The sequence below is a fragment of the Bdellovibrio sp. HM001 genome (assembly GCF_055397275.1).
Map to the genome: position 1 here is coordinate 2,265,653 of NZ_AP029174.1, position 22,509 is coordinate 2,288,161.

23 protein-coding genes are annotated in these 22,509 nt (G+C 49.8%); 7 read left to right on the forward strand and 16 right to left on the reverse strand.

Annotation, left to right across the window (positions count from 1 at the left end; genetic code table 11):
• The first annotated feature begins 205 nt into the window (after window positions 1-205).
• Window positions 206-928 (forward strand): lytic transglycosylase domain-containing protein, encoded by a 723-nt coding sequence (locus ACZ5ZZ_RS10795; RefSeq protein ID WP_464120742.1) that lies wholly within the window; start codon window positions 206-208, stop codon window positions 926-928.
• 249 nt (window positions 929-1,177) lie between these two features.
• A complete protein-coding gene (locus ACZ5ZZ_RS10800; RefSeq protein WP_464139328.1) occupies window positions 1,178-1,735 on the forward strand; it encodes a hypothetical protein in 558 nt (185 codons plus the stop codon).
• Between the two features lie 78 nt (window positions 1,736-1,813).
• Here the strand turns inward: ACZ5ZZ_RS10800 and ACZ5ZZ_RS10805 are convergent, their stop codons facing one another.
• From ACZ5ZZ_RS10805 to ACZ5ZZ_RS10825, 5 genes are all read right to left on the reverse strand, one after another.
• Window positions 1,814-2,455, reverse strand: coding sequence for an iron-containing redox enzyme family protein (locus ACZ5ZZ_RS10805; protein ID WP_464131079.1), 642 nt, complete (start codon window positions 2,453-2,455; stop codon window positions 1,814-1,816).
• Window positions 2,456-2,476: 21 nt separating this feature from the next.
• Window positions 2,477-3,166 (reverse strand): hypothetical protein, encoded by a 690-nt coding sequence (locus tag ACZ5ZZ_RS10810; protein ID WP_464131081.1) that lies wholly within the window; start codon window positions 3,164-3,166, stop codon window positions 2,477-2,479.
• 107 nt (window positions 3,167-3,273) lie between these two features.
• Complete coding sequence (locus tag ACZ5ZZ_RS10815) at window positions 3,274-3,984, reverse strand: hypothetical protein (protein WP_464139330.1); 711 nt, start codon at window positions 3,982-3,984, stop codon at window positions 3,274-3,276.
• Window positions 3,985-4,146: 162 nt separating this feature from the next.
• The gene (gene trxA, locus ACZ5ZZ_RS10820) at window positions 4,147-4,473 is read right to left on the reverse strand and encodes a thioredoxin (RefSeq protein ID WP_464120737.1); all 327 of its coding nucleotides are present in this window, start codon (window positions 4,471-4,473) and stop codon (window positions 4,147-4,149) included.
• Between the two features lie 68 nt (window positions 4,474-4,541).
• A complete protein-coding gene (locus ACZ5ZZ_RS10825) occupies window positions 4,542-5,576 on the reverse strand; it encodes a hypothetical protein (protein ID WP_464139332.1) in 1,035 nt (344 codons plus the stop codon).
• A 113-nt stretch (window positions 5,577-5,689) separates the two neighbouring features.
• Between ACZ5ZZ_RS10825 and lptF the strand changes: the two genes are divergently transcribed.
• A complete protein-coding gene (gene lptF / locus ACZ5ZZ_RS10830; RefSeq protein ID WP_464139334.1) occupies window positions 5,690-6,793 on the forward strand; it encodes an LPS export ABC transporter permease LptF in 1,104 nt (367 codons plus the stop codon).
• Window positions 6,794-6,996: 203 nt separating this feature from the next.
• Here the strand turns inward: lptF and ACZ5ZZ_RS10835 are convergent, their stop codons facing one another.
• Genes ACZ5ZZ_RS10835 through ACZ5ZZ_RS10845 form a run of 3 tightly spaced genes read right to left on the reverse strand, consistent with a single transcriptional unit; the run spans window position 6,997 to window position 10,174 of the window.
• Window positions 6,997-7,923 carry a DNA-processing protein DprA gene (locus ACZ5ZZ_RS10835; protein WP_464139336.1) on the reverse strand — a complete coding sequence of 309 codons (927 nt, stop codon included), beginning with the start codon at window positions 7,921-7,923 and terminating at the stop codon, window positions 6,997-6,999.
• Window positions 7,924-7,965: 42 nt separating this feature from the next.
• Window positions 7,966-9,621, reverse strand: a complete 1,656-nt coding sequence (locus ACZ5ZZ_RS10840; protein WP_464139338.1) for a LysM peptidoglycan-binding domain-containing protein — start codon at window positions 9,619-9,621, stop codon at window positions 7,966-7,968.
• Window positions 9,622-9,646: 25 nt separating this feature from the next.
• Complete coding sequence (locus ACZ5ZZ_RS10845; protein ID WP_464120732.1) at window positions 9,647-10,174, reverse strand: tetratricopeptide repeat protein; 528 nt, start codon at window positions 10,172-10,174, stop codon at window positions 9,647-9,649.
• A 315-nt stretch (window positions 10,175-10,489) separates the two neighbouring features.
• Between ACZ5ZZ_RS10845 and ACZ5ZZ_RS10850 the strand changes: the two genes are divergently transcribed.
• Complete coding sequence (locus tag ACZ5ZZ_RS10850) at window positions 10,490-11,392, forward strand: ComEC/Rec2 family competence protein (RefSeq protein WP_464139340.1); 903 nt, start codon at window positions 10,490-10,492, stop codon at window positions 11,390-11,392.
• Complete coding sequence (locus tag ACZ5ZZ_RS10855; RefSeq protein WP_464139342.1) at window positions 11,389-12,141, forward strand: ComEC/Rec2 family competence protein; 753 nt, start codon at window positions 11,389-11,391, stop codon at window positions 12,139-12,141. Before ACZ5ZZ_RS10850 ends, ACZ5ZZ_RS10855 begins: the two co-directional genes overlap by 4 nt.
• 59 nt (window positions 12,142-12,200) lie before the next feature.
• On the opposite strand, the gene ald is transcribed toward ACZ5ZZ_RS10855, so the two are convergent.
• Window positions 12,201-13,307, reverse strand: coding sequence for an alanine dehydrogenase (ald, locus tag ACZ5ZZ_RS10860; RefSeq protein WP_464120729.1), 1,107 nt, complete (start codon window positions 13,305-13,307; stop codon window positions 12,201-12,203).
• Between the two features lie 375 nt (window positions 13,308-13,682).
• On the opposite strand from ald, the gene ACZ5ZZ_RS10865 reads away from it, so the two are divergent.
• On the forward strand, window positions 13,683-15,335 hold the full coding sequence (locus tag ACZ5ZZ_RS10865; RefSeq protein WP_464139344.1) for a hypothetical protein: 1,653 nt from the start codon (window positions 13,683-13,685) through the stop codon (window positions 15,333-15,335).
• Between the two features lie 64 nt (window positions 15,336-15,399).
• Window positions 15,400-15,699, forward strand: a complete 300-nt coding sequence (locus ACZ5ZZ_RS10870; RefSeq protein WP_464139346.1) for a hypothetical protein — start codon at window positions 15,400-15,402, stop codon at window positions 15,697-15,699.
• A 12-nt stretch (window positions 15,700-15,711) separates the two neighbouring features.
• On the opposite strand, the gene ACZ5ZZ_RS10875 is transcribed toward ACZ5ZZ_RS10870, so the two are convergent.
• From ACZ5ZZ_RS10875 to ruvC, 7 genes are all read right to left on the reverse strand, one after another.
• On the reverse strand, window positions 15,712-16,494 hold the full coding sequence (locus tag ACZ5ZZ_RS10875) for a hypothetical protein (RefSeq protein WP_464139348.1): 783 nt from the start codon (window positions 16,492-16,494) through the stop codon (window positions 15,712-15,714).
• Window positions 16,495-16,559: 65 nt separating this feature from the next.
• A complete protein-coding gene (locus ACZ5ZZ_RS10880) occupies window positions 16,560-18,071 on the reverse strand; it encodes a hypothetical protein (protein WP_464139350.1) in 1,512 nt (503 codons plus the stop codon).
• Window positions 18,072-18,178: 107 nt separating this feature from the next.
• Complete coding sequence (gene lpxC, locus ACZ5ZZ_RS10885) at window positions 18,179-19,087, reverse strand: UDP-3-O-acyl-N-acetylglucosamine deacetylase (protein ID WP_464139352.1); 909 nt, start codon at window positions 19,085-19,087, stop codon at window positions 18,179-18,181.
• 24 nt (window positions 19,088-19,111) lie between these two features.
• Window positions 19,112-20,113, reverse strand: a complete 1,002-nt coding sequence (locus ACZ5ZZ_RS10890) for an asparaginase (protein WP_464131101.1) — start codon at window positions 20,111-20,113, stop codon at window positions 19,112-19,114.
• A 252-nt stretch (window positions 20,114-20,365) separates the two neighbouring features.
• Window positions 20,366-21,355, reverse strand: coding sequence for a Holliday junction branch migration DNA helicase RuvB (gene ruvB, locus ACZ5ZZ_RS10895; protein WP_464131103.1), 990 nt, complete (start codon window positions 21,353-21,355; stop codon window positions 20,366-20,368).
• Window positions 21,352-21,942 (reverse strand): Holliday junction branch migration protein RuvA, encoded by a 591-nt coding sequence (ruvA, locus tag ACZ5ZZ_RS10900; RefSeq protein WP_464131105.1) that lies wholly within the window; start codon window positions 21,940-21,942, stop codon window positions 21,352-21,354. Before ruvA ends, ruvB begins: the two co-directional genes overlap by 4 nt.
• Window positions 21,939-22,439: a crossover junction endodeoxyribonuclease RuvC gene (gene ruvC, locus ACZ5ZZ_RS10905; protein ID WP_464120720.1), complete on the reverse strand. Its 501-nt coding sequence runs from the start codon at window positions 22,437-22,439 to the stop codon at window positions 21,939-21,941. Before ruvC ends, ruvA begins: the two co-directional genes overlap by 4 nt.
• Window positions 22,440-22,509 lie beyond the last annotated feature (70 nt).

The window sequence follows — 22,509 nt, forward strand, 5'->3', positions numbered from 1 at the left end:
TATCCCGAGTGTCTCAGAGTAAGAATTCATCCCATATCGACTAACCACTGATCAGACAGTGTTCATACTTTGATTGACACCCCCCGTTCCCATTTCAAATTCATCGCACCTGACACCTGATTCATTCCAAGACCTGATTCATTCCATGCACTTAGCTTCTCGGCACGACCCTTGAACTATTCCTCTGTAACAGGAGGACGCGGATATGAAAACGAAACATCTCAAAATCGGAATCGCCTTTGTCACCGCTTCGCTCACGTCGGTTCTATTTAACAACTTCTCTTTCTCCAGCTGGCACCATGAAGTGCCTGCTATTGAAAGCGTGAACGAAGCCTCCCGCATCGCTCACGCCAAAGAGCTTCTGGGTCGCGACTATACTGGCAGCGACGCTCAGGCACTGGAGGGCCAACAGGCGTTAAATGAAGCCATCTATCAGAAGGTTCAAAGCCAGCTTCCACCAAAATTCAAATACCAGGCCCGCGCCATTGCCCGCACGGTGATTGCCGAAAGTGCCAAATATAAATTGGACCCGGTGTTCGTCCTGGCTGTGATTAAAACGGAAAGTAAATTCAATCCACTGGTAGTCGGCCGCCACGGTGAAATCGGTCTGATGCAGATCAAGCCCGATACGGCTGAATGGATCGCTAAAAAATTTGATCTTCCCTGGAATGGCAAAAAGACTTTGCAAAGCCCCGGAGCCAACATCAAGATTGGTCTGGCGTACATGAACTATCTGCGTGGCAAGTTCAACAACAAGGCCATGAAGTATGTCAGCGCCTATAACATGGGCCCCACGAATGTGCGCCGCCTTCTGGCGAAGAACGTCAAACCTGCGGAATACAATTCTCGCGTCATGAAAAACTATGGCGAACTGTATGCAAAGATGAACTCTTCTGAAACTACTCACCAGCGCATCGCCGCGTTCTAAAAAATCGGTAAATGATGATCCTTGCACAGGCCCCGGGAAGCTCCCGGGGCCTGTATCTTTTGCGGCTGTTCAGAATTTTGACAGACGCCCAAGCTCGTCCCTATTGCAGGAATTTATACATCATAGATGGGCTAATCTCGCTTTAAACCACCCGTCAGATTGGAATAAGTTTCGCAAAGCAGTCCAGCATAAGGAGATCGCAGGCTTTTTTGGGGATAGTTCCCAGAAGACTTTCGAACAAAACACTTTATGAAAAAGAAAATGATAGCACTACTTTCATTGTTGATGTTGGGAAGCATCGCGCATGCGGCCCCCTACTATACCGGCGTTGGCTGTAACGAAGCCGGCGACCGCTGTATCTTCGGCAAACCCTCCAAACGCGTACTCCAGTGGTCGCGTAAGGGCACAACTCAGGAACTGGGCGAACGCTGCGAGAAGTTCATTGAAAGCATCGATGCCCGCAAAAAGGACATCGCCTCCAAACGCGCTTTGGAATTGGAATACAAAAAATTCACTTACAGCTGGTCCAGCGAGATCGACAACAACGGTCGCGCCAAGATCATCTGCAACGTTGAACTGCACTCCGAACTTGAGAACGTAAAAATTGTCGGCCAAAAAGTGAAAAGTCTTTTCTGGGTTTGTGAAAACAAAGAAGACGCTGGCATCTGCAAAAACTACGAAAGTGATTGCGAAAGAATCCGTCAAGAGGCCCTGAAAGGTGAAAATGTTCTGGATGCCACCATCTACCGTGGCGGCTCTTTGCTCCAGGGCAACATTTGCGATATCTACACAGCGACAGTAAAGTAGATCTCCCAAACCTCTGATCTTGGAATCTAAAAAGCCCTTCCCGAAAAAGAAGGGCTTTTTTTGTTTTTAAAAATCCTTTTACGCCGCAGACCGGGAACGACTGCGCCCGTAAGCCACACATTCATCCAACATCTGAATATAGTATGTCAGGGACTGGCGCAGATTGCTTAAAACCAGCTGTTGCTGATCCGGTGGCAGATGATTGATCTTTTCCATGGCCTCTTCCACGTGACCAATATCCTCCTCTGCATGGACACGCAGAAAATGGGCTGCTTTAGGTCCGAAACTGGTCTCCACTTTCTTTCCGATCTCAGCACCAAAACGCGCGGCCAGCGCCTCCAGAGCCAGGATGTAGCCGAAGAATGCCATCGGTGAAGAGTGCTCAATATGATAGTACTGGGTTTGATACATCGCCGAGGCCGCAGCCATCTCGGGCCAATCAGACATCTTACTGCCCAAACCCTTCATATCATTCACCAGAAGCTTCTCATGGCCTTTTTCCTCAGCGGTGTGGGCAAGAAAACGCAAATGATACTCCTGCGACTCCAAGGGTGTGCGGGCCGCTGACAGCGCCAGCAAGCGCGTGGAGTGACTGACAAAGTAGTATGTCTGCGCCACCCAGGCCGAATAACAGGCTCGGTCGTGCCACGGAAAGTTATCGATTTTATTTTTACACTCTTGCATGAGGAAATTGAGCTCATCGGAAACATTCGTTTTCATAACAGGCCTCTTCCGCAGCAATTAAGCCGCTTTCTTGTTGTATTTGGTTTCTTGATTCAGGAACGGGATATGGCAGTTTTTTTCCGCCCAAAGACTATCTACCAGGGCGGCCGTCTTGGGATCTTCAAACCTTGTAATACGCCCCTTCTGCGCCAGCAAAATTTCGCACACATAGTTCATCTTCATCACATCGCCAAAGTATTCAAGACCACTATGGGCCGCCTTCCTGCGAACATGTAAATCCTTACGCCCCGTCCCTATCACGGCATCCCAGCCGGGTGATACGTCCATCACTCGGCTGCCTAGTGCAATGATAATTTCGGACCAGTTTACGTCGGTGTTGCGGGAACGGTATTCCGGCAACACTGTCAGATATTCCATACTCATCAGGGTTGTGATTCCACGCTGGCGAAAGCGGGATAGAGTGACTTCGTCAAAAGCCTTCATGTAGTGATGATCCAAATGGGCCTTCGAACGCAAATCGAACACACTGTATAAATGAAAACCCACGATTCTATCGTCTTTATCGCCGTCAGTAATACACACAATGATGTCATTGCGATGAAAATCGTCGGCGTTCAAGGGCTCATTAACAGCACCCAAGACCTCGCTGTAGACCGCACACCAAGCCTCATAGATTTTATTGCTCAGCATTGCCGTTTCAGAATTTAATTCTCTGGGATTAAACAAATGGTATTTGAAATTCCCCATGCTCTTCTCCTTGCATGGGGTGTTCTTTCGGAATCTCTGTGGTTAACTTAATGGTGTTTATCAAAGCAGTACATTTGAAATTGAGAACTTGAATTATTTTGAGTTTTTCAGTTTTGTAACATTTCAACTTTTTCGAGCACAATTACTGCGGCCACTTTTCTATTTCGATAAAGCGGACTCATGCGACGAATTTCCATAGATTGACACAGTCTTTCTGCGGAGCGAATCTCTCGCAGCACATGCTTCGGAATATCCGGAGCGAAGGTTTCTCGAACCTCTTCAGAAAAAACCTTTCGCACCTCTTCGATGATCTTTGTAGTGATTTCTTCGTCTCTTTCGAAAAGCGCCCACCATTCATTTGTGTGAAGCTCTTCCAAAGTGTACGAACAGAAATCAAAAAATGTGAAATTTCTGAACAGCTGAATATGATCTTCAGAGTATATCTCCACGATATCTTCATCTACCATGTGACTGAACAGTTCGGCACGCGGCACCAGCCCCAATCTTCGGAAGGCACGCCATGTAAACGAAAGACTGTCGTTGATGCGATAGCCTTCAGCCAACTGAGAGTGACAGAGCTCTTGATAAAAACGGAGCGTCTCGACAACTTGCTTCTTACCTGCCGTTGGCAACTTGGAGTAATAAGGCAACCCCGGTAGATATGGTACTATCGACTTCCCCTCTGTCGCCAACATACGACAGATATCCTCAGAGATTGTTTTGAACTCTCGGCTCAAAATTTCATCAAGATTGCCATCCACCAAAGAATCTAACTGCATCACGTCCTCAATTGCCTCAAAAAGATACAGCGAAATCATATTAAAGGTGCTAACTAATGTCCAATTCAAAGAAATTTTTGCCCGCTTAGAACGCAATCCTTACAAACTTCTCATGTTACTAAACAAGAACCCAAGAAATAAAAAAAGAGACCTCAGGTGAGGTCTCTTTGCAAAATTTCATCTTTTGCTTGAGGTAAAGAACTAAACGTTCTTGTTCAAGAACTCAAGAATGGCGTCTTTAGGGTGGTTGCCTACCAACTGCCCCACTTCACTGCCACCTTTGAACAACAACATCGCAGGAATACCGCGAATGCCGTATTTGCCAGGAACACTTGGGTTTTCATCCACGTTCACTTTAACGATCTTTACTTTCGCACCCAACTCTTGAGCCACTTCTTCCAGCTTTGGAGCCAAGGCACGGCAAGGTCCACACCACTCAGCCCAGAAATCAACAAGGACTGGCGTAGTAGAGTTAAGAACTTCAGCGTCAAAAGATGTATCGGTAACTGCCTTTGTAAATGTGCCCATGAATGGCCTCCATTATCTAAACTAAATGTGATCCCGAAAACTCTATCGTCAAGGCCGACGAGGATCAATTACTTTTTAAAGAGGGCTTTTGTAAATTCCTGTCTTAACTTATCAATTTCACTAATGTTTTCCCTATCCCAAGACTCTTCTAGGGTCTTTTGGCGACGACGTGCTTCAACTCGGGACACCGTGCTTTTCGGAGCGACCTTCACATCTTCAACCATTTTTGCATATTTATTGATCTTCTCTGACAGACCAATTTCAGCTTTCTTCAGACTTTCCAGCGCCCTCACGCTGACATCTGCCAGGCTCTCCTCGGTTTCGGAAGATGCTCCCGACAAAACCTCATCCACCACTTGAGGTGTTGTTTCCTCAACTCTTTCCACCGCAGGCACACCGCCCCCGAACAGTTCTCGTTCGAAGGCCTTCATATCCACATCAGGAAAAGCACTTTCGGAAGATTCGGCAACAGACCGTTCAGAGTCCGCCGCCTGCATCCGATCACCAAAGCGGAAGGCGATCTTTTCACCCTGCTCTTCGCTACTTAATGCCCCTTCTTCAGAATCTTCATGAACTCTTTCCGTGCGCAAAGAAGCACTGTCGGCAGACTCTTCCGGGGTTGTGCCTTTGACATAGATTGCTTCCCCTTCCGGGGAGTACTTGCCAGAAACAGTCGTGGCCGCCTTTTGCGGGCTTTCCACATGCATCGCCTTGTTCAGACGATCCAACAATAAGGCTTCATCATGCCCCAACATGCGCCCGATCACCTGCACCAGGCGTAAGGGCGGAACCGGGGACTCCAAAACCATGTCCACACGGATCTTGATCAGATCCTGTGGGTTCGGCTTGAAGTTCGCAGGGAAGATCAGAAGGGACTTCCCCTGCCAGCGGGCCATTTCTTTGAGGCGCTTACCAACCCCCAAAGAGCTGACCTTGGCGCCCTTACCGGCACCAACAACAAGATCCGGATTGAATGCCAGCATTTGTTCTGCCACGGAATATTCGCTGGTAAGACCTATCACGTCGAATCCCACTTTTTTTAAAGTGCCTTCAACCGACATCAGGTCCGCATAATCCTCATAAACCAAAAGAATCTTGTTCATGTCCCTATTGTCAGATAAGGATTCTAAAGGGTCAATAAGGCTTCTTCTAGACAATGGACGCGATGACGTCGTCCTTGGGGCAGTCTAGAATAGGGACAACACGGAGACCACTTTTGAGCATCTTTAACGGAAAAAAAGCCGCGCAGTACATCTTCTTTGAAATGCTTCCCAGTTTTATTTTGGGGCTTTTGGTATTTATATCAATCATCCTCATGTTTCAGGTGTTGCGTCTGACCGAGTTTGCGCTGGTGCATGGCGTGGCCCTGAAAACCATTGCCGAGATCATTGGCTATGTCGTCATCTCGATGCTGCCAATCCTATTCCCCATGGCCTTGCTGTTTTCGGTGCTTTTAACTTATGGCCGTCTTAGTCAGGACTCTGAAATAGTCGCCATGAAAGCCAGCGGTCTTCCCATGGGCACCTTGCTTCTTCCTGCTCTGATACTGGCAACTTTAGTGGGCATTATCTCGGCCCAAATGTCCTTTAACATCGCCCCTTGGGGAAATCGTCAGTTCGAGGTGCTGTACTCTCGCTTGGCCAACACCAAAGCGGCGGCCGTGATTAAAGAGGGCACCTTTTCAGAGGGGTTCTTTGACATGGTCATCTATGCCAACGAGGTGAACACCGACAAGGGCCTGTTGAAGAAAGTCTTCATCTACGACGAAAAAAGTGGCGACGTCCCGCTGACTATTATCGCCAAGGCAGGAGAGATCGTTCCTGATCCCGAACGCCCGGGACATGAAATCCTGCTGCGCCTGAATCAGGGCGAAATTCACCGTCAGGCCCAAACCCACACCAAAATCAGCTTTGACAGCTATGACGTGCGCTTTTCAGAACCTTTGAATCTGGAAGAAAAAGCCAAATCCCCGCCCTCTTTGACTCTGCAGGAGGTTCGCAATCGCCTGAAGGAAAACATCGAGGACCAAGAGCTGCTGCGCACTCTGCAAACTGAATATCACAAGCGCTGGGCGATCTCTGTTCTGTGCATTGTCTTTGCGATGATAGGTGTAGGCCTGGGCACCACGACAAATCGTCGAGCCGCCAAAGCCGGTGGCATGATCATGTGTATTGGTATCATCATCTTCTATTGGATTTTGTATGTCGCCGCCGAAGGGGCCGCTCGCAGCGGCTCACTGCCAGCAGCATTGGCGATTTGGACACCGAATGTGATCTTTGCATTTTTAGGTGCGGAAACTTTAAGAAGAAATTGGAACTAAGCTAGAACAAGGTGTGCGGACTAAAAATAGAGCGATGCAGTAGCATCCTTACTACCACGGTCGTCCCTGACCACATCGCCCCTCCCTTAACTCAAATGGTAGGGGCAATATGCAGAGCTTGCAAAAGGTTTTTTCACAAGCTTTCATTTTTTTCCCAAGCATTTTCATAACTTATGATACCCACTACAGGTAGTGCGATGATTCTATAATGCTGCTACCCCTACTGGGGACATTTGTGCCTCATTATTTTCTGCGCCGAAAAACATGAATAAATCTTGAGCATCGCGGACCATCTGAGCCCCGTCCAACAACAAATCCAAACCGCCCAAAAAGTGCGGATCCAAAGGATGCCCTGGAACAACCCACACCGGTCTCCCCAACTGCAGCGCTTGGGACGCAGTGATCAGAGTTCCACTTCGTCGTCTGGCCTCTACCAACAAGCTTGCCTGCCCCAGGGCGGCAATCAGGCGATTGCGATGATGGAAGAGATGCTTGTGCATTCTTTGCTGATGGTCATATTCACTTAAGAAGCAACCGCCCTGCTCTGTCACAAGAGACACCCACTCGCGTAAAGATGAGGGATAGATTTCACCCAATCCTGACGGCAGCACGATGACCGTGGTGCATCCTTTGCGCAGGGCCACACTGTGCGCCTTTTGATCAACTCCCCGCGCCCCGCCACTGACGATGCAAGGCTTCACCTGGTCACAAAAGGCAGCCAGTTCTTTTTCCATCCACAACAAGGAATCCGCCGCAGGCTCCCGGCTGCCCACGACGGAAAGAGTCCTTTCATTCAGCCATGCCGGGGCGCCGATATAACTCAAAGTTAACGGCGGATCCGACATGCGATAACACATAGAGGGATAAAGCACTTCACCATAAACCACGAACTGCACCCCCTGCATCTGAAGCTTCAAGGTTTCTTCGCAATGTCTTTTAAATAAGGAATGATTCTTCAGCAGAGCTTCATGCAACTCGGGCCATCGATCGCGAACTGCCACCATTACTTCGGGGGCCTGCAAACGCCCCTCCCGCGCCAGCATCTGATACATCAGGTGGATTTCATCCCGGGCCACAGCATAGGCCGGATGGTTCTTAATAATCTGTGATAAAGAATAAAGATCGTTCATACACAAAGGGCCCTGCAATCTGCAGAGCCCTTTGTGATGTCCTTAAAAGTCCAAATCAGAATCTTCAGATCCGGTCTCCGGCGCCGGTGTGGCCTCCGGAGTGTCTGCTGGCATTTCATCAAATTCTTTTTCAAAGTCCGAATCCACTTTGGCCGGAGCTTCAACCACCGGAGTGGAATTCATCGCCTGGGAGACAGGCCTTCCAACATAATCCCCGACAACCACATTGTCCGAGGCTTTGACCACATAGCCGGTGGCAAAGTTCGGAGACACACGCACAATCTTCACCGTTCCGATCACCCGATCATTCATGACGGCCTGGCTCTTCTTGTTACGCACACGTTCGTCGGCAAAAATCGCCAACGACTGACCTTCCTGCAGGCCCTGTCCGGAACCGCCATCCAAGAACACCAATGTGTTGTTACCAAAGATATTGCGCTTGCGATCAAACTGACCGCCGATAATTTTAGCCCCCACACCCGAAGTCAGATCCGAAGAAGACGGGTCGATCATCGGCAGGCGTCCGGGCGTCAACAACGCCCCGACTTCGATCGGCTGCAGGGATTTTTTCACGATCGCACGATAGATGTTTTGCTGATCATTTACTTTTTCAAGAACCTCGATCTGCCCTTGCAGTTCCACCATTTGACCTTCGCGGTTTTTCACCTGCGGGTCAGCCACTTTCGTCAGATTTTTCTGCGCGACAAATTCCTTACTACTGGCGTCGTCCAACTGCACATAGATGAACTGGTACTCACCGGCGGTTTTCATATCCATTTCCGTCGAAGTCACACGCCCCACTCCCGCAATCGGAGCATCTGTCATGTAGTACTCCAAATATTCCGGCGCTGTCGGGAACTGGTTCTTGGGAAGCTCCACCTGAAGCTCCACCTTGGCATCCTTCAAAACTCCCATGCGATACTGCGGTAGACTGTCAGGAAGACTTTTCAGCAGAGGCGCTCTTTTCTTGGGGCGCGGAATGCTGGCTCCAACCGCAGACTTACTGACATCCGTGACGGTCGCCGGAGCCGTGACATCCTTGGCCACTGCGCCTGCGTCTGCAAGATCCAGCGTCGGCGCTTCATCGGCCGTCCCCGGGAAGAATTGAATGTTCATCAACGGGTCGATCTCGTGCGGATTGGCGATAGCCCCGTTGTTCAAAGACCAAATTTTAGGCCAGAAGTTCGGATCACCAAAGAAGGTGGTGGAAATTCCCCACAGCGTGTCGCCCTTTTGAACCTGGTAAATTTCAGATTCACGGGCGCCCACAGCCTTCTCCCAAAGCTCAACAGACGTCGGCTGCTCATTGTAGCTCTTGTAAATACGATGGAACTCCGCCTCACGAGAGTAATCCGGCTCAGACCCAACAGAGGTCGCTTCAAGACTCGGAACCGGGGCTGGAGAGGACTCGACAGTGGCCGGCGGTGGTGGCGCCACCTCGGCCGGAGTCCCCGGTGACACTTCTTCAAAACTGTTTTCAGGTGCCGCCACTTCGGGGGCTGGAGGCGCAGGAGCGGCCGCACCGTCCTCGGGGATTTCCTGAAACTCAGGCACAGTGGGTTCCACTGCTTCTTTTTGCTGACTTTCCAGAACATCCAAAGGATCTGACTCCCAGGTTGCATCCGGGGGATTGTCCTGAGCTTTCGCCACAAGCGCCGTCAGGATCAGTGCCATCATTAAAGAGAACTTCTTGTTCATCACTCTTGCATCCTTGCCGTGAGAATTACTTCAGAACTTTCAGCTCAGCGTCCGCGCGGAACGATTCTGGGCTGCCCGGGTACTTCGCGCGCACTTCTGCCAGCGCCTTGCGTGCAAATTCCGGCAGATTCATTTTCTTGTAGGTCATAGCCTTGGCATACTTGGCCGCCGCGACTTTGTTGCTTCGAGGATACTGCTTTTCAATCTGAGAGAAATACTTGATCGCCTGTGCATAGTTGGCGTTATCCACGGCCATACGCCCGGCTAAGAAAAGAGCATTGTCAGCATAGGCACTTTGTGGGAATCGACTGAGAAGGCTTTGCAGACGGCTTTTTAAAGCGATTTCATCATTGCCGTCATAAGCGCTTACCATTTCAGCATACAGAGTGATGTCACTTTCTTTCGAAAGGTCCTTCCCTGTCAGCTCCACCAGAAGAGCTTCCTGAGCCAAGTCGCGATTTTTTGTCTTGGAGCTTGCATCCACCGTCTTTGCTGTGGACACCAAAGGCAGGCTTAAAAGGACCGTTGCTGCTAATAGTCTAAGTTGCTTCATCTCTCGACACCTCTTGATCTTTCCTTAGTATGACACGCCTTGAGAAGTGCAAACAAGCAGGAGTTATCCACATAAAATGTTGAGTTATTGTAATCCTAGACCTTAGACCTATTTATTTTCAAGGGTTTCAGCGATTTGCTTGAAACGTAAGCATGACATAAACCTATGTTTTTATTAGAATAAACCACATTATTGCCGTGTAATTATGCGTTTGAATTTCAGATCTTAAAATCCGACCCCCGAAGACGCACGGACCCAATGACAGACTATTTTAGAAATCCAGCGCGTTATGAAATTTGCTAAGTGCCTAGAACTATGATCATTCTTGCTGCCCTTGCTTTTTGCTTAAGCATCGCTTGCCCACCCACTTTGCTGATTAACACGTCACATCTGTCGCAGAGTTTTCAACAAAAGTGTGTTCGACTTCTGCCGAGGAATTCACAGGAACAGCAGTCGCTTTCCTCACTTCTATGTGGAGAAAAAATCACAGACCCTGAATTGCAAAAAAATCTGCAGCGAACTTCACTGATTCACATCTTTGTTATTTCCGGATCTCATCTGATTTTGCTTGATGAACTCTTAGGCATTCTGCGAATTCCACTCTTTGTAAGATTCATCTTTCTGGCGCTGTATTCCCTTGCGGTGGGTTGGCAGGCGCCCGCCGTGCGCGCCCTGCTGGGGCTTTTCACGCGCAGTTTTTTACAACATCGCCGCTGGTATTTTCCGGCGGATTTGACGGTTTTGATCACAGGACTTCTGACGCTGATTTTATTTCCGGATTGGTGGAATTCTTTGTCTCTGGTGATGAGCTGGTGTGCGGCCCTGGCCTTGTGCTGGCCTTCTTTACTGCGGGTTCGCACAGGAGTGGGGCGGGTTTTTCTGTCGCAAATTTGCATCTTCCTGTTTATGTGCGCCCCTTTATGGGGCCTGGGAAGCCTGCATCCTTTAAGTTTGGTGTACAACCTGATTCTGGCCCCGGTGGTTTCTTATCTGTTGCTGCCCCTGGCTTTTCTGGCCACCCTCATTCCAGCGCTGGCGGGGACCTTTGATCATCTCATGTTGTTTTTCAAAGATTCACTGGCAATTCTCGCAGAGCCCATCCTCTTGAATAAAGGAACCCTGCCCCGGATTGAAATTTTGTGGTTGTGGATTTTATTCTGGCACGTCTTCATGCATTTTCTGCGTTTGCGCCTCTGGCAAGGGCGGGACTCCCGGTGAGCCTCTTGATATTTATTCTGATCACTCTCAGCGCCACACCTGTGCAGGACTTTTTCACGCGGCCCTACTTCGTGATTTGGAATGTCGGACAAGGTCAGTGGCTGACGCAAATCACGCCCGAACGCTGCCAGCACTTTGACATGGGTGGTGAATTCTTCCCGTGGAAAAGACTGCGACAGATTTGCGGCAACAAAGATAACGAGATCCATCTATCGCACTGGGATTGGGATCACATCGGCGCTCTTGCCAAACCCGCCTTGGTCCGGACACTGCCCCGGCGCTGTCTGGCATTACCCCCTGTTGGGAAGACATCCAAATACAAAAAATCTTTACTTGCAGACCTCAGCCCCTGCCTCTCCCCCGCTTCGGAACTAAGAATCTGGACTTCCTCAACGCAAGAAAAAGACAGCAATGCTCGCAGCCATGTTCTGCTGCACCAAAATATTCTGATCCCTGGTGACTCCCCCCAGCGGCAAGAAGCCCTGTGGAGCCAGCTTCCTTGGGTGCGCCAATCCCGGGTTTTAATCCTGGGTCACCATGGCAGTCGTACCAGCACCTCGGAGAGGCTCCTAGCAAGCCTTCCGAACGTACGCCTGGCCATCGGCTCGGCCCGCTGGGCCCGCTACAAGCACCCGCACCCTCAGGTCCTTAAGCGCCTCCGTCAGCATCGTCTGCCTTTTCTGCGCACCGAGGACTGGGGACATATCTGGATTGAGGGGGACGAATCCCAGACTGCCGCAGGAAAATAAAAAACCCGCATCTTTGTGAGATGCGGGTTTGATCTTCTTTTAAAAAGAATTGGCCGGAATTAAGCTTTGTAAGGCTTGTATTCCATGTGCAGGTCGCGAGCTACCGGCTCGTAAACCACGTGGCCACCGTAAGTGTTCAGACCTTTCAACAAAGCTGGGGATTTTGCCACAGCGTCTTCAACGCCCATAGCAGCAATCATAGAGCCGTATTTCAAAGTCACGTTGGTCAGTGCATAAGTGGAAGTTCTAGGAACAACACCTGGCATGTTTGGAACACAATAGTGAATCACGCCGTCAACTTCATAAGTTGGGTTCGTGTGAGAAGTCGGACGGCACGTTTCGATACAACCACCTTGGTCAACCGCAACGTCCACAACCACGGAGCCTTTGGACATGCTGGAAACCATTTCTTTGGAAACCAACGTTGGCGCCTTGTGACCCGTGATCAGAACGCCACCGATAACAAGGTCAGATTCTTTTACCGAATCTTCGATGTTTTTTGCGTTAGAGAACAATGTCATGCAACGGCCTTGGAAGATATCATCCAAATACTCAAGACGTGCTGTGTTCACATCAAGAATAGTTACGGAAGCGCCCAAGCCCACAGCCATTTTCGCCGCGTTCGTACCAACAACACCACCACCGATGATGGTTACTTTGGCAGGTTTAACACCAGTAACACCACCCATCAGGATGCCTTTACCGCCGTGATTTTTTTGCAAGTAGAAAGCACCAATTTGAGTCGCCATACGACCGGCAACTTCAGACATTGGAGTCAACAATGGCAAAGAGCCGTTGTCCAACTGGATGGTTTCGTAAGCAATCGCCTTTACTTTGCGCTCGCAAAGAACTTTCGTCAGCTTCGCTTCAGCAGCCAAGTGAAGATAAGTGTAAAGGATCTGATTTTCTCTCATCAGTTCGTATTCGTCAGGAAGTGGTTCCTTCACCTTTTGGATCATGTCCGCTTTTGCGTACACTTCTTTTTTGGTGTCGATGATTTTTGCGCCCGCTTTTTCGTACTGCTCGTTGGTGATGCCTGAGCCCACGCCCGCATCTTTTTCAACGATCACCGTGTGACCTTCAGTCACGTACTGGCGAACACCTGCTTCAGTCAAACCAACACGGTTTTCTGAAATTTTAATCTCCTTAGGAACACCGATAATCATGATCTTCTCCTGTCAGGCACAAAACGCACCCTCAATATTTGATTTTTCCGGTTGTGAAACCCAGCAAATATGCCAGATCGGTAATAAAAAGCAAGTTGGGCTGCAAAAGGTGCCTGGTTGTTTTTTCTGGCTACGGCGCAGCAGACCACCTAGAAATATCCGAAATCCCCACTCCCTGACCCGTGGGATGTAACCGGGCCGGCAGCCCTCGGCTGATGCGTTGTAGCCAGAAAAAACAACCAGGCACCTTTTCGGGACGTTTTTGGGCGCTGATTCTGAGGGAACGGGAAGTTTCTACTGTCTAAAATCCTGACAGGGGAAATTCAGCCGGAAATCGTTTACTCTCCTCCGGATTTTAATTAGCTGGAGAAAAATATGAAATTTGTTGGACGTCTATCTCTCATGCTCCTTCTGTCTTCCGGAGCCTACGCCCAGAACAACGCCGCAGCAACTCAGTGGCGTATCACTCAACCTGCCTGGACAGAAGCACACGAGCGGCAGTTCGGCCAGTTCGTCGCCCGCCTTGGGGACGCAGTTGAGCGTCGCGAGTGCGGCAAGGTCGACACCTGCCTTAAAAGCACTGCGAACCTTTATTATGGCACCGACCCCGCGGGATTGAAGTACTACTCCGACTGTGCGGATCTTCCCTATTATCTGCGCGGTTATTTTGCATGGAAAAACGGTCTGCCGTTCTCTGTTTCAGCAGAGATCAAACCCAGTCCTCTGAACACCGAAAAAGTCAAAGACGTGCGCTACACTCCGCAAGGAAATATGGTGACCAAGCGCTATGACGTTCTGACCAAGAACGGCGTCTTCAAAAACACCTACCCCAATGCGCTGGAAATTCTGAACAACATCGTTCCAGGCCTGACTTTCTCGGCCTCTTTGCGTATGGCTGGTAACGAAGATACGGATCTGTTCACGGACTTCTACCCGACTCGCCTCAACCGCCAGGCCATCCGCCCGGGCACGGTGATTTATGATCCCAACGGACACGTCGCGATTATTTATAAAATCTCGGACGATGGTCGCATCTTCTATATCGACGCCCATCCGGACAACTCTTTGACGATGGGGATGTTCACTCCCAAATTCGCGCGCAGCAACCCCAATCAAGGCGCGGGCTTTAAAAACTTCCGCCCTCTGACTTTGGTTGACGCCAAAGTGGATTCCTCGGGTGCCTATGCCGGTGGAAAAATCGTGGCAGCCCGCAACTCTGAATTGCCACTTTATGGCCAGGAACAGTTCTATGGAACTCATCCTGATTCTGCCGGCTGGAGCAAGGGGAAATTCATCTTTAACGGTCAACAGGTGAATTTCTATGACTACGTTCGCCTGGCCCTGACCGATGGTGAAGCACATATTGATCCCCTCAAAGACATGGCGCAACTGACAGATGATATCTGCGTCAGCTTAAAAGACCGCGTGGATGCCGTGGATGCGGCCCGCACCTCGGGCGTTTCTGCCAAGGCCCACCCGGAAAGACTGCCACTGAATATTTTCGGCACCGAAGGTGAATGGGAAAACTATGCCACCCCTTCACGCGACGCGCGCTTGAAAGTGGCCTTCATGGATTTACTGGCTTCAACCAAAGCCAATATTGAGCGCTATAAAAAACGGGACCGCTCTATCCGCTATAACGGTGGCAACCTGGCCCAGGATCTGTTCAACGTTTATGCGCAAAAAGCTCAGGCTTGTCAGTTCTCTTACACAACTTCCAACGGACGCACTGTGATGTTGAATCTGGAAGCCGCCCGCCAAAGACTGTTTGCCATGAGCTTTGACCCGTATCACTGCATCGAACTTCGCTGGGGCGCACGAATCCCGCAGGAACTGGCTTCCTGTCAGGACGATGCGAACAAACGTCAATGGTACGAACGCGAACAGTGGTTGCGCAATCAGTGGGAGCGCCGCTATGACGCGCGCATGGACTATTCTCTGAGCGAGCTCACAGGTCCTCTTCCTGGAGTCGGCCTTGCAACTCCACCGGACATCGATATCGTTGGTTACTTGAAATCCCAAAGATAAAAAAAACCGGCTCTGAAAACAGAGCCGGTTTTTTTAACAACTCATTAAAAATTTCAAGCGCGCAATGAACCACTGTACGACTGCTCACAACGGCGATATAACCATCGCCATGATTCTCAGTATGGTTTTTGCTCTTCAACTTCAATGTGGTGTTCAACAAATGGGTGACTCTGTTCTGAGTTACGGAACCCTGATTTACACCTCTCAGGAATCCTCCACCCCAGCCCTGGCCTATTTTGAACAAAAGGGGCCGGCGTTTGCCAATCATCCCTTTTGTCTTTTTCTGCAGGATAAAATGAACACCCAACAGACATTTCAGATTCGTCTGGATGAAACTGGCAAAAGAATCCTAGGAGTTCGTTAGAACCTAGATCCGTCAGAAGGTTCGGGTGGTCGTAGCCCCACAGCGATTATAGCCTGAGATCGTCAGGCTGCGCGAGGCCCAATCCGACGGCCAGGAGCTGGTACTCAGACAGTCCACAGAGGTTCCACCAAAGTTACACTCCAACGAACCCACTCCCGCCCCGTTGTCAAAGACGATGAGAGCATCGGCGGCGTCTTTGGTTTTATCGAAAATGAAGGTTGGAACATAACCTCCACGGACATCACACATCTCTGAAACCATATCACTGGAATAGTGCTGACCATAGGCTGACGCATCAATCTTAAGTCCCAGTCCGGTCTTGTCGGCGTAGCTGTTTGAGGCGATATTTAAAATGTACAGGCGCATGTTTTTCGCCGAGGCGTAAGATGACTTTACCGTCAGCGACACATACAAATAACCATCGACCTCCGTGAACAGGCCATAGTACGAAGCCAACGCATAATCGTCCGACGGCACAATCCAAAGATAGTCAGCAGCATTGCTCATGTACGAAGGCTTGGTAAGTTTAAGCGTGATACTTTGACCAGGAATCAGTGTCACAGGTGTGCCCGCGTTCGGATAGGTCAGGATACTTGTGCTCGTGCTGGAATTCTCTGTGTTGGCCGTAGCCCCGTCTGACGACGTCGAAGCCGAATCCGTCGAGCTTGGTGCACAGTTTTGAAAGGTCAATGTACAAATTGTCAGGACAGCAAAGACCATCACACTGCCCCAGATCTTCTTTTGATTCTGCATACATCCCCCACCGGAAACACAGTCCTCATACAGTACCATCATTCTTAACGGCAAATGTTGAGAAAAAATGGAATAGAGTCTGTCTGTCTCATTTCAAAACACTTTGACTAAATACAGCCAAAACTTGCCACAATGAAGTTCAGACCAGGCTTCAGGGGCTCGCGGTATTTATGATTTTTTAAAACGAAATCTTTTCTCTCTTCATCCGTGGCGGCATAACAATAGTCCACAAAGGTGTCCAAAACACTTTCGGTTTCCGCATCCAGGATGGCAAAAGCTCTTTGATTTGTGTTGGGATCCTGATAGTAGACCTCTAGGTAATTGCCCACTTTGCGGATGGAACTGACCTTGGCGATAGGAATGGGGTGCGACTTGAGATTTTCAGTAAGTTTTGTCTCGACAACACTTCCACCTGCCGAACCACTGGTGGACTCAAGGACCCTGTCTGCTTCCGGAGATGTCTTATTCACAAAATAAATCTTCTGCTGTTCATTCGGGACCAGAGTCAAAATTCCATAAGCCGCCGCATCCGTGAAAACAGTCTGACAACTGCCGCTAATGTCACAACTGCCAAACCACTGTGGCTGACCGAAGACCCAGGGTTCAAAATAGTACATTCGACCCTGAACAATCCCGAGATATTGATTGCTGGAATAGCTTAACGTGCTCAATCCTGACCCCAGCCGGTAAGACTTCAGGGTTGAGTTCACATTCAAAATGAGAGAACCATCCATCACCCCTTCAGTGAACACCGTCCCTGTCCCGGCAAAAACCCGAACCGGCAGAAGTTGATCTGCCTTAGTCACGTCCACGATCACAAGATTGACGTCCTGAGTGATGGAATCAAAAAGAAACACCGTCAATAAATTGTCCATATCCATGCGAACATCACCGACATTCGCTGCCGCTACCGCCGTAAGATCCCCCCCGCTCAGGGGCAATTTTGTGTAGGCATCGTCAAGGTAAACAAAAAGATCCACCAATTTGCTGTCAGACGGATCTGCCAAAGCGATCTTGCGAACCTCAATCAGATCCACAGCACTGCCCGGGAAGACAGGAGACTTAATTTGATAACGATAGTTGCTGTCATCCAAGTATCCCAGTCTCGGTAAGAGCGGGGCCACTTCCCCACTGGCTTTGTCGATCTGATAAGCGACAGGTTCATAAGCCGCATCCAAACAATGAAGATTTATAAAGGATTTGTGAGGGAAGACAGTGCATGATTCCAGTCCTGCGGGAAGATCCGCGAAGTATTGATTGGCCTCCGCTTTGGCCGAAACAAACCAAAGCACCTTGTCCGGCCAAGCCCCCGGGGATGCCGGGGACTTCACCACTACGGCATAACCATTCCCCGGAGAACTGGGATCTGCCGCAAAGAAGTCAATGTAACCTGGAATGCTGGCGACATAGTCAAATTGTGACTGATCTTTACTGATATAGATTTCGGAAATATCGCTGTTATCCGCTTTGGCTCTGAAATCGATGGAAAGAACTTCCGTGAAGACGTCCTCTTCGGGCCTCAGGCTGTTCTGCGAACTGCCTTCACGCATATTTAAGTCCAACGTACACGCTGAAAGCAGAGAAAAACACAGGAAAAGAGCCGAAAGATTCAGTTTCATGCGATAACCTATCGGCACTTTTGACGGGGGCTTAACTATAAAGGGCCTCGCATAAGACCCTCTCCTGGTAACGTGTTTGCTTGAATACAAGGAACAACGAATTTATCTCAGACTGGCACAGTCCATCCGGTGTAGCGCTGAACTTCCTCTGAAATATCAGCCCCCAATTCGACGTGACGATAACTGTTCGGCGAATCCCAAATCTTGCGTACAAGCTTGTTCATCACATCGTGACCGGCTTTATATAGCACCACATGCCCCATCAAAGGCATTTCCAGCGTCACCAGATCCCCCAACGCATCCAGAGCCTTATGGCGCACAAATTCATCCGCCCAACGAAGTCCATCCGGATTCACAACAGTTTCACCATCCAACACCACGCAGTTATCCAGACTGCCACCTTTGGCAAGACCGCGGGCTTTTAATGCCTCCACGTCCTTCATAAATCCAAAGGTGCGCGCATTGGCGACATCACGCCCAAAGGATTGTTCATTGATGTCCAGATCAATCGTCTGTTTGCCAATTGTTGGATTCGGGAAATCAATGGTCACAGTCAAACGCAGGCCGTGATAGGGAACCACATAGGCATGCTTATCACCTTCGCTAAAGTAAATCGGCTCTGTAATATAACAATACTTGCGCGGCTGATCCTGCTCCACAATCCCCACGGTCAGTAAGGCCTCCAGGAAAACCTTGGCACTGCCATCGCCTATGGGAATTTCAGGCCCGTCCAATTCGATAAACAAGTTATCAATGCGAAGTGCAGAGAGAGCGGATACACAGTGTTCAATAGTCGCCACGGAAAACTCAGGACCACCGATCGTTGTCTGGTGCGAAGTCGCCTGAACATTGCGAGCAGTGACTTTCAAAGAAGGACTGCCGGGCAAATCGGTGCGAATAAAGTAAACGCCCGTGTCAGCAGGAGCCGGTCGGAAAGTCAGCGTGCAGGGATCGCCGGAGTGAATCCCGATCCCCTGAACAACGGTCTTTTTACGAATTGTTTTCTGTAAGAACATCTTGCCTAGACTGTACCGTAACTGTCAGACCTTCGCAATGCGGATTTGCCCGACGGTATCCCCACGCCAGTTGGTGATGACCGGCATTGTGTGTTTCGAGAGAGCCTTAAATTCATCTTCCGAAAGTCCGCCCAGCTTCAGTAACAGCGACGCCGTCGCCACCTGAGCGGCACGACCAGCCCCGTCGGCAGCCTTCACTGCGAAGGCCACCTTTTTTTCTGGCAAGACACCACAAAAGACTCCTTCTGCTCCACCCTTAATCACGGCACGCCCCTGTGACTTTTCAATCACAGCTGTGGCAAAATTGTCACTGCCGGAAATATAAAACGGGTGTGTCTTTACGGCGTGTAGAATTCGCGCTGCGGCCGCTCTTCGCGCCGGAGCTTCCTTGGGATTTATGAACGTGGACATTCCCACCGCCATGGCTTGCAAAGGCACAGCATAAGTCGGGATACCGCACCCATCCACTCCATAGGGAATCTTACCGTGATCCACCCTCATGGTTTCGGTCAGGACTTTGCGCAGGCGTTTCTGCGCATTGTGATCGTACTTCTCATAACCCGTGGGATCCTCTCCCAAGTGCAAACATGTCGAAATTATGCCTGAATGTTTTCCGGCACAGTTGTTACAAAAAACTGTGGGTTTGTGGTTGTGACGAATCATCTCGTGGGCACTCTCCTCGTGATAAGGCAGATGCGGGCCACAGACGAATTGAGATTCCTTCAAACCGGCCTTCTCCGCCCATTGAGCCAAGGCCGCTAAATGCTCTTTTTCTCCCCGATGAGATGAACAAGCCAACGCAATATGTTTGTCTTCCAGGTTGAATTTGTCAGCCGCACCGGATTCGATCAGCGGCAAAGCCTGCAGCATCTTGATCGCACTGCGAGGCATGGTTAAAAACTGGGGATGACCCCAATACTGAATGACACTGCCCACTTCATTCACGACCACAATCATCACCTGATGCAGGCTTTCCACAACAGGACCACGCAGCACTTCAATGACCAACGGCTGTTTTGATGCCATAGAGTTTCTCCCCAAAAAAGCAGCTCAGGATTCTCAAAACAACACAACTCCGAGAGAGAATACTGCAACACATCGCCTGAATGTCATAGGCGAACCGCGAATTATTCTATCAGGATACCCGGGCCCCCAAAATAAAAACTTCTTAAAGGCTCAAAATACGACAAACAACAAAGCCGGCAATACGCCGGCTTTGAGTCTTCATTAGGCAAGGCCCATGAGATTAAAAGATTTTTCGAGAAATTACGTCACCGATTATTTGTCTGCTAAAACGGAGCTTTTTGCGAATTCTGTGATCACACGTCCACGCTGAGTCTTCTGAATGAAACCTTCCTGAATCAGGAACGGCTCATAGACTTCTTCCAATGTGTCACGCTCTTCACTTAAAGCTGCGGCAATGGTGTCGATTCCGACCGGACCACCGGCATACTTATCCTGAATCAAGCTAAGAATACGTCGATCCATCAGGTCTAGACCGTACTGATCCACGCCTAATTGATTAAGTGCATAGACTGCAATGTCCTTGGTAACAACGCCATTGCCTTTGACCTGGGCATAGTCACGCACGCGCTTCAAAAGACGATTGGCTACACGCGGGGTGCCGCGGGAACGCCTTGCCACCTCTTCGGCACCAGCTTCGTCGATTTCCACCTTCAGGATTTCTGCTGAACGCATTAGGATCTGACGAAGAGCATCCTTATCATAGAACTGCAAGCGCTCTACAATCCCAAAGCGATCGCGGAATGGCGGATTCAAAAGCCCCGCACGGGTCGTCGCCCCCACCAAAGTGAACGGCGCCAGTGTGAACTTCATCGAACGCGCTCCCAGGCCTTCGCCGGTGACGATGTCGATGTAGTAGTCTTCCATTGCGGTGTAAAGATACTCTTCCACATGACGGCTCAGACGATGAATTTCATCAATAAACAAAACCGAGTGCGGCTTCAACGACGTCAAAATCGCCGCCAAGTCACCCTTTTTGTCGATCGCCGGAGCCGAAGTCATTTTGATTTCAGCCCCCATGTCATTGGCGATGATCTTGGACAAGGTGGTTTTACCCAGTCCCGGAGGCCCCGCCAGCAACACGTGATCCAGAGACTCGCCACGATGTTTGGCCGCCGCCACGAAAACTTTCAACTTTTCCTTTACGTCATCCTGACCCGGGAAGTCCTCAAAACGCTGCGGGCGCAACTCATTTTCCCAGGACTTTTCACCCTCGACCGGATCCCCTTCCAGAATGCGACTCATGACAAGCCTCCTGACAAGGTCTGAAGTCCTTTACGGACACCGTCTTCAACGCTGATATCCGCTGGCAAAGTGGAAACAAACTGATCCACCACCTGGGATTTATAGCCCAGATTCAAAAGCGCGGAGGTGATCTGCGTGTGGCCTTGGGATTTTTTCTTCGCAGGGCTTGCACTCTCTTCGATGGACACCAACTTGCCTTTGAGAGTAAGAATAATTTGCTCTGCCGTCTTTTTGCCGACTTTAGGCAAACCGGACAGGGCCTTGGCATTTCCGGCCTCGATCATTTCCTGAATCTGGGCCGGGCGTCCCCCGGAAAGAATGCTCAGGGCCATTTTGGGGCCGACGCCATTTACTTTCAACAAAGACAGGAAAAGATTTTTTTCCTCTTTGTCGTGAAAACCGAACAACTGCAACGCATCTTCACGAACATGGGTGTGAACCCATACGATGATGTCGTTCCCCAGAAGATCCTGCAAATCCCCCAGCGTGTGCGCCGACGCCAGAATTTCATACCCCACCCCTTGCACATCAATCAAAGCGGAGTCATTCATCACTTCAATAATTTTACCGCGCAGATATCCAATCATAAACTCACCGCTCTTTGCATAATCGCTTTTTTCTTTATCTCAAAGGCATGGTAACAGGCCATGGCCAGGGCATCGGAGGCGTCAATGCGGCTGATGGTTTTTAAGCTCAGCATGACTTTCAAAATTGCCTGAACGTCCTCTTTGGAGGCTCCGCCATTTCCGGTGACACCTTTTTTCACGGAACGCGTGGCATATTCCTGAACTTCCGCCCCGCCCAAACCGGCTTCATACATGATGACCCCGCGGGCGTGCCCCAGCTTAAAGGCACTGTCGGCGTTTTTGCCCAGAAAGATTTTTTCGATGACCACCTGTTGGGGTTTGTACTTTTCCATGACCTCGCGGAAGGCGGACCCCAACTCTTTCATGCGCAGCGGAAACGCTTCATCAGCGTCCATCACAATCACACCGTGATTGACGTGCTCAATCTTTCCGTTGTGAACACGGACAACACCAAAACCTGTAATGCGAGAACCGGGATCGACCCCAAGAATGATCAAAGAATTTTCCTTTTTTATATTTCCACTATGGCGTCGTAGATATTGCTTAGTCAATAAATCTGCTTTAGTA

Excerpts from the sequence above, each read along its gene's own strand:
- ACZ5ZZ_RS10840 (WP_464139338.1), bottom strand. The coding sequence starts at position 9,621 with ATGAACAAGAAGTTCTCTTTAATGATGGCACTGATCCTGACGGCGCTT.
- ald (WP_464120729.1), bottom strand. The coding sequence starts at position 13,307 with ATGATTATCGGTGTTCCTAAGGAGATTAAAATTTCAGAAAACCGTGTT.
- ACZ5ZZ_RS10805 (WP_464131079.1), bottom strand. The coding sequence starts at position 2,455 with ATGAAAACGAATGTTTCCGATGAGCTCAATTTCCTCATGCAAGAGTGT.
- ACZ5ZZ_RS10870 (WP_464139346.1), top strand. The coding sequence starts at position 15,400 with ATGAACCACTGTACGACTGCTCACAACGGCGATATAACCATCGCCATG.
- ACZ5ZZ_RS10795 (WP_464120742.1), top strand. The coding sequence starts at position 206 with ATGAAAACGAAACATCTCAAAATCGGAATCGCCTTTGTCACCGCTTCG.
- ruvB (WP_464131103.1), bottom strand. The coding sequence starts at position 21,355 with ATGAGTCGCATTCTGGAAGGGGATCCGGTCGAGGGTGAAAAGTCCTGG.
- ACZ5ZZ_RS10875 (WP_464139348.1), bottom strand. The coding sequence starts at position 16,494 with ATGATGGTACTGTATGAGGACTGTGTTTCCGGTGGGGGATGTATGCAG.
- trxA (WP_464120737.1), bottom strand. The coding sequence starts at position 4,473 with ATGGGCACATTTACAAAGGCAGTTACCGATACATCTTTTGACGCTGAA.
- ACZ5ZZ_RS10815 (WP_464139330.1), bottom strand. The coding sequence starts at position 3,984 with ATGATTTCGCTGTATCTTTTTGAGGCAATTGAGGACGTGATGCAGTTA.
- ACZ5ZZ_RS10890 (WP_464131101.1), bottom strand. The coding sequence starts at position 20,113 with ATGGCATCAAAACAGCCGTTGGTCATTGAAGTGCTGCGTGGTCCTGTT.
- ACZ5ZZ_RS10825 (WP_464139332.1), bottom strand. The coding sequence starts at position 5,576 with ATGAACAAGATTCTTTTGGTTTATGAGGATTATGCGGACCTGATGTCG.
- ACZ5ZZ_RS10810 (WP_464131081.1), bottom strand. The coding sequence starts at position 3,166 with ATGGGGAATTTCAAATACCATTTGTTTAATCCCAGAGAATTAAATTCT.
- ACZ5ZZ_RS10865 (WP_464139344.1), top strand. The coding sequence starts at position 13,683 with ATGAAATTTGTTGGACGTCTATCTCTCATGCTCCTTCTGTCTTCCGGA.
- ACZ5ZZ_RS10845 (WP_464120732.1), bottom strand. The coding sequence starts at position 10,174 with ATGAAGCAACTTAGACTATTAGCAGCAACGGTCCTTTTAAGCCTGCCT.
- ACZ5ZZ_RS10835 (WP_464139336.1), bottom strand. The coding sequence starts at position 7,923 with ATGAACGATCTTTATTCTTTATCACAGATTATTAAGAACCATCCGGCC.
- ACZ5ZZ_RS10800 (WP_464139328.1), top strand. The coding sequence starts at position 1,178 with ATGAAAAAGAAAATGATAGCACTACTTTCATTGTTGATGTTGGGAAGC.
- ACZ5ZZ_RS10850 (WP_464139340.1), top strand. The coding sequence starts at position 10,490 with ATGATCATTCTTGCTGCCCTTGCTTTTTGCTTAAGCATCGCTTGCCCA.
- ACZ5ZZ_RS10880 (WP_464139350.1), bottom strand. The coding sequence starts at position 18,071 with ATGAAACTGAATCTTTCGGCTCTTTTCCTGTGTTTTTCTCTGCTTTCA.
- ruvA (WP_464131105.1), bottom strand. The coding sequence starts at position 21,942 with ATGATTGGATATCTGCGCGGTAAAATTATTGAAGTGATGAATGACTCC.
- lpxC (WP_464139352.1), bottom strand. The coding sequence starts at position 19,087 with ATGTTCTTACAGAAAACAATTCGTAAAAAGACCGTTGTTCAGGGGATC.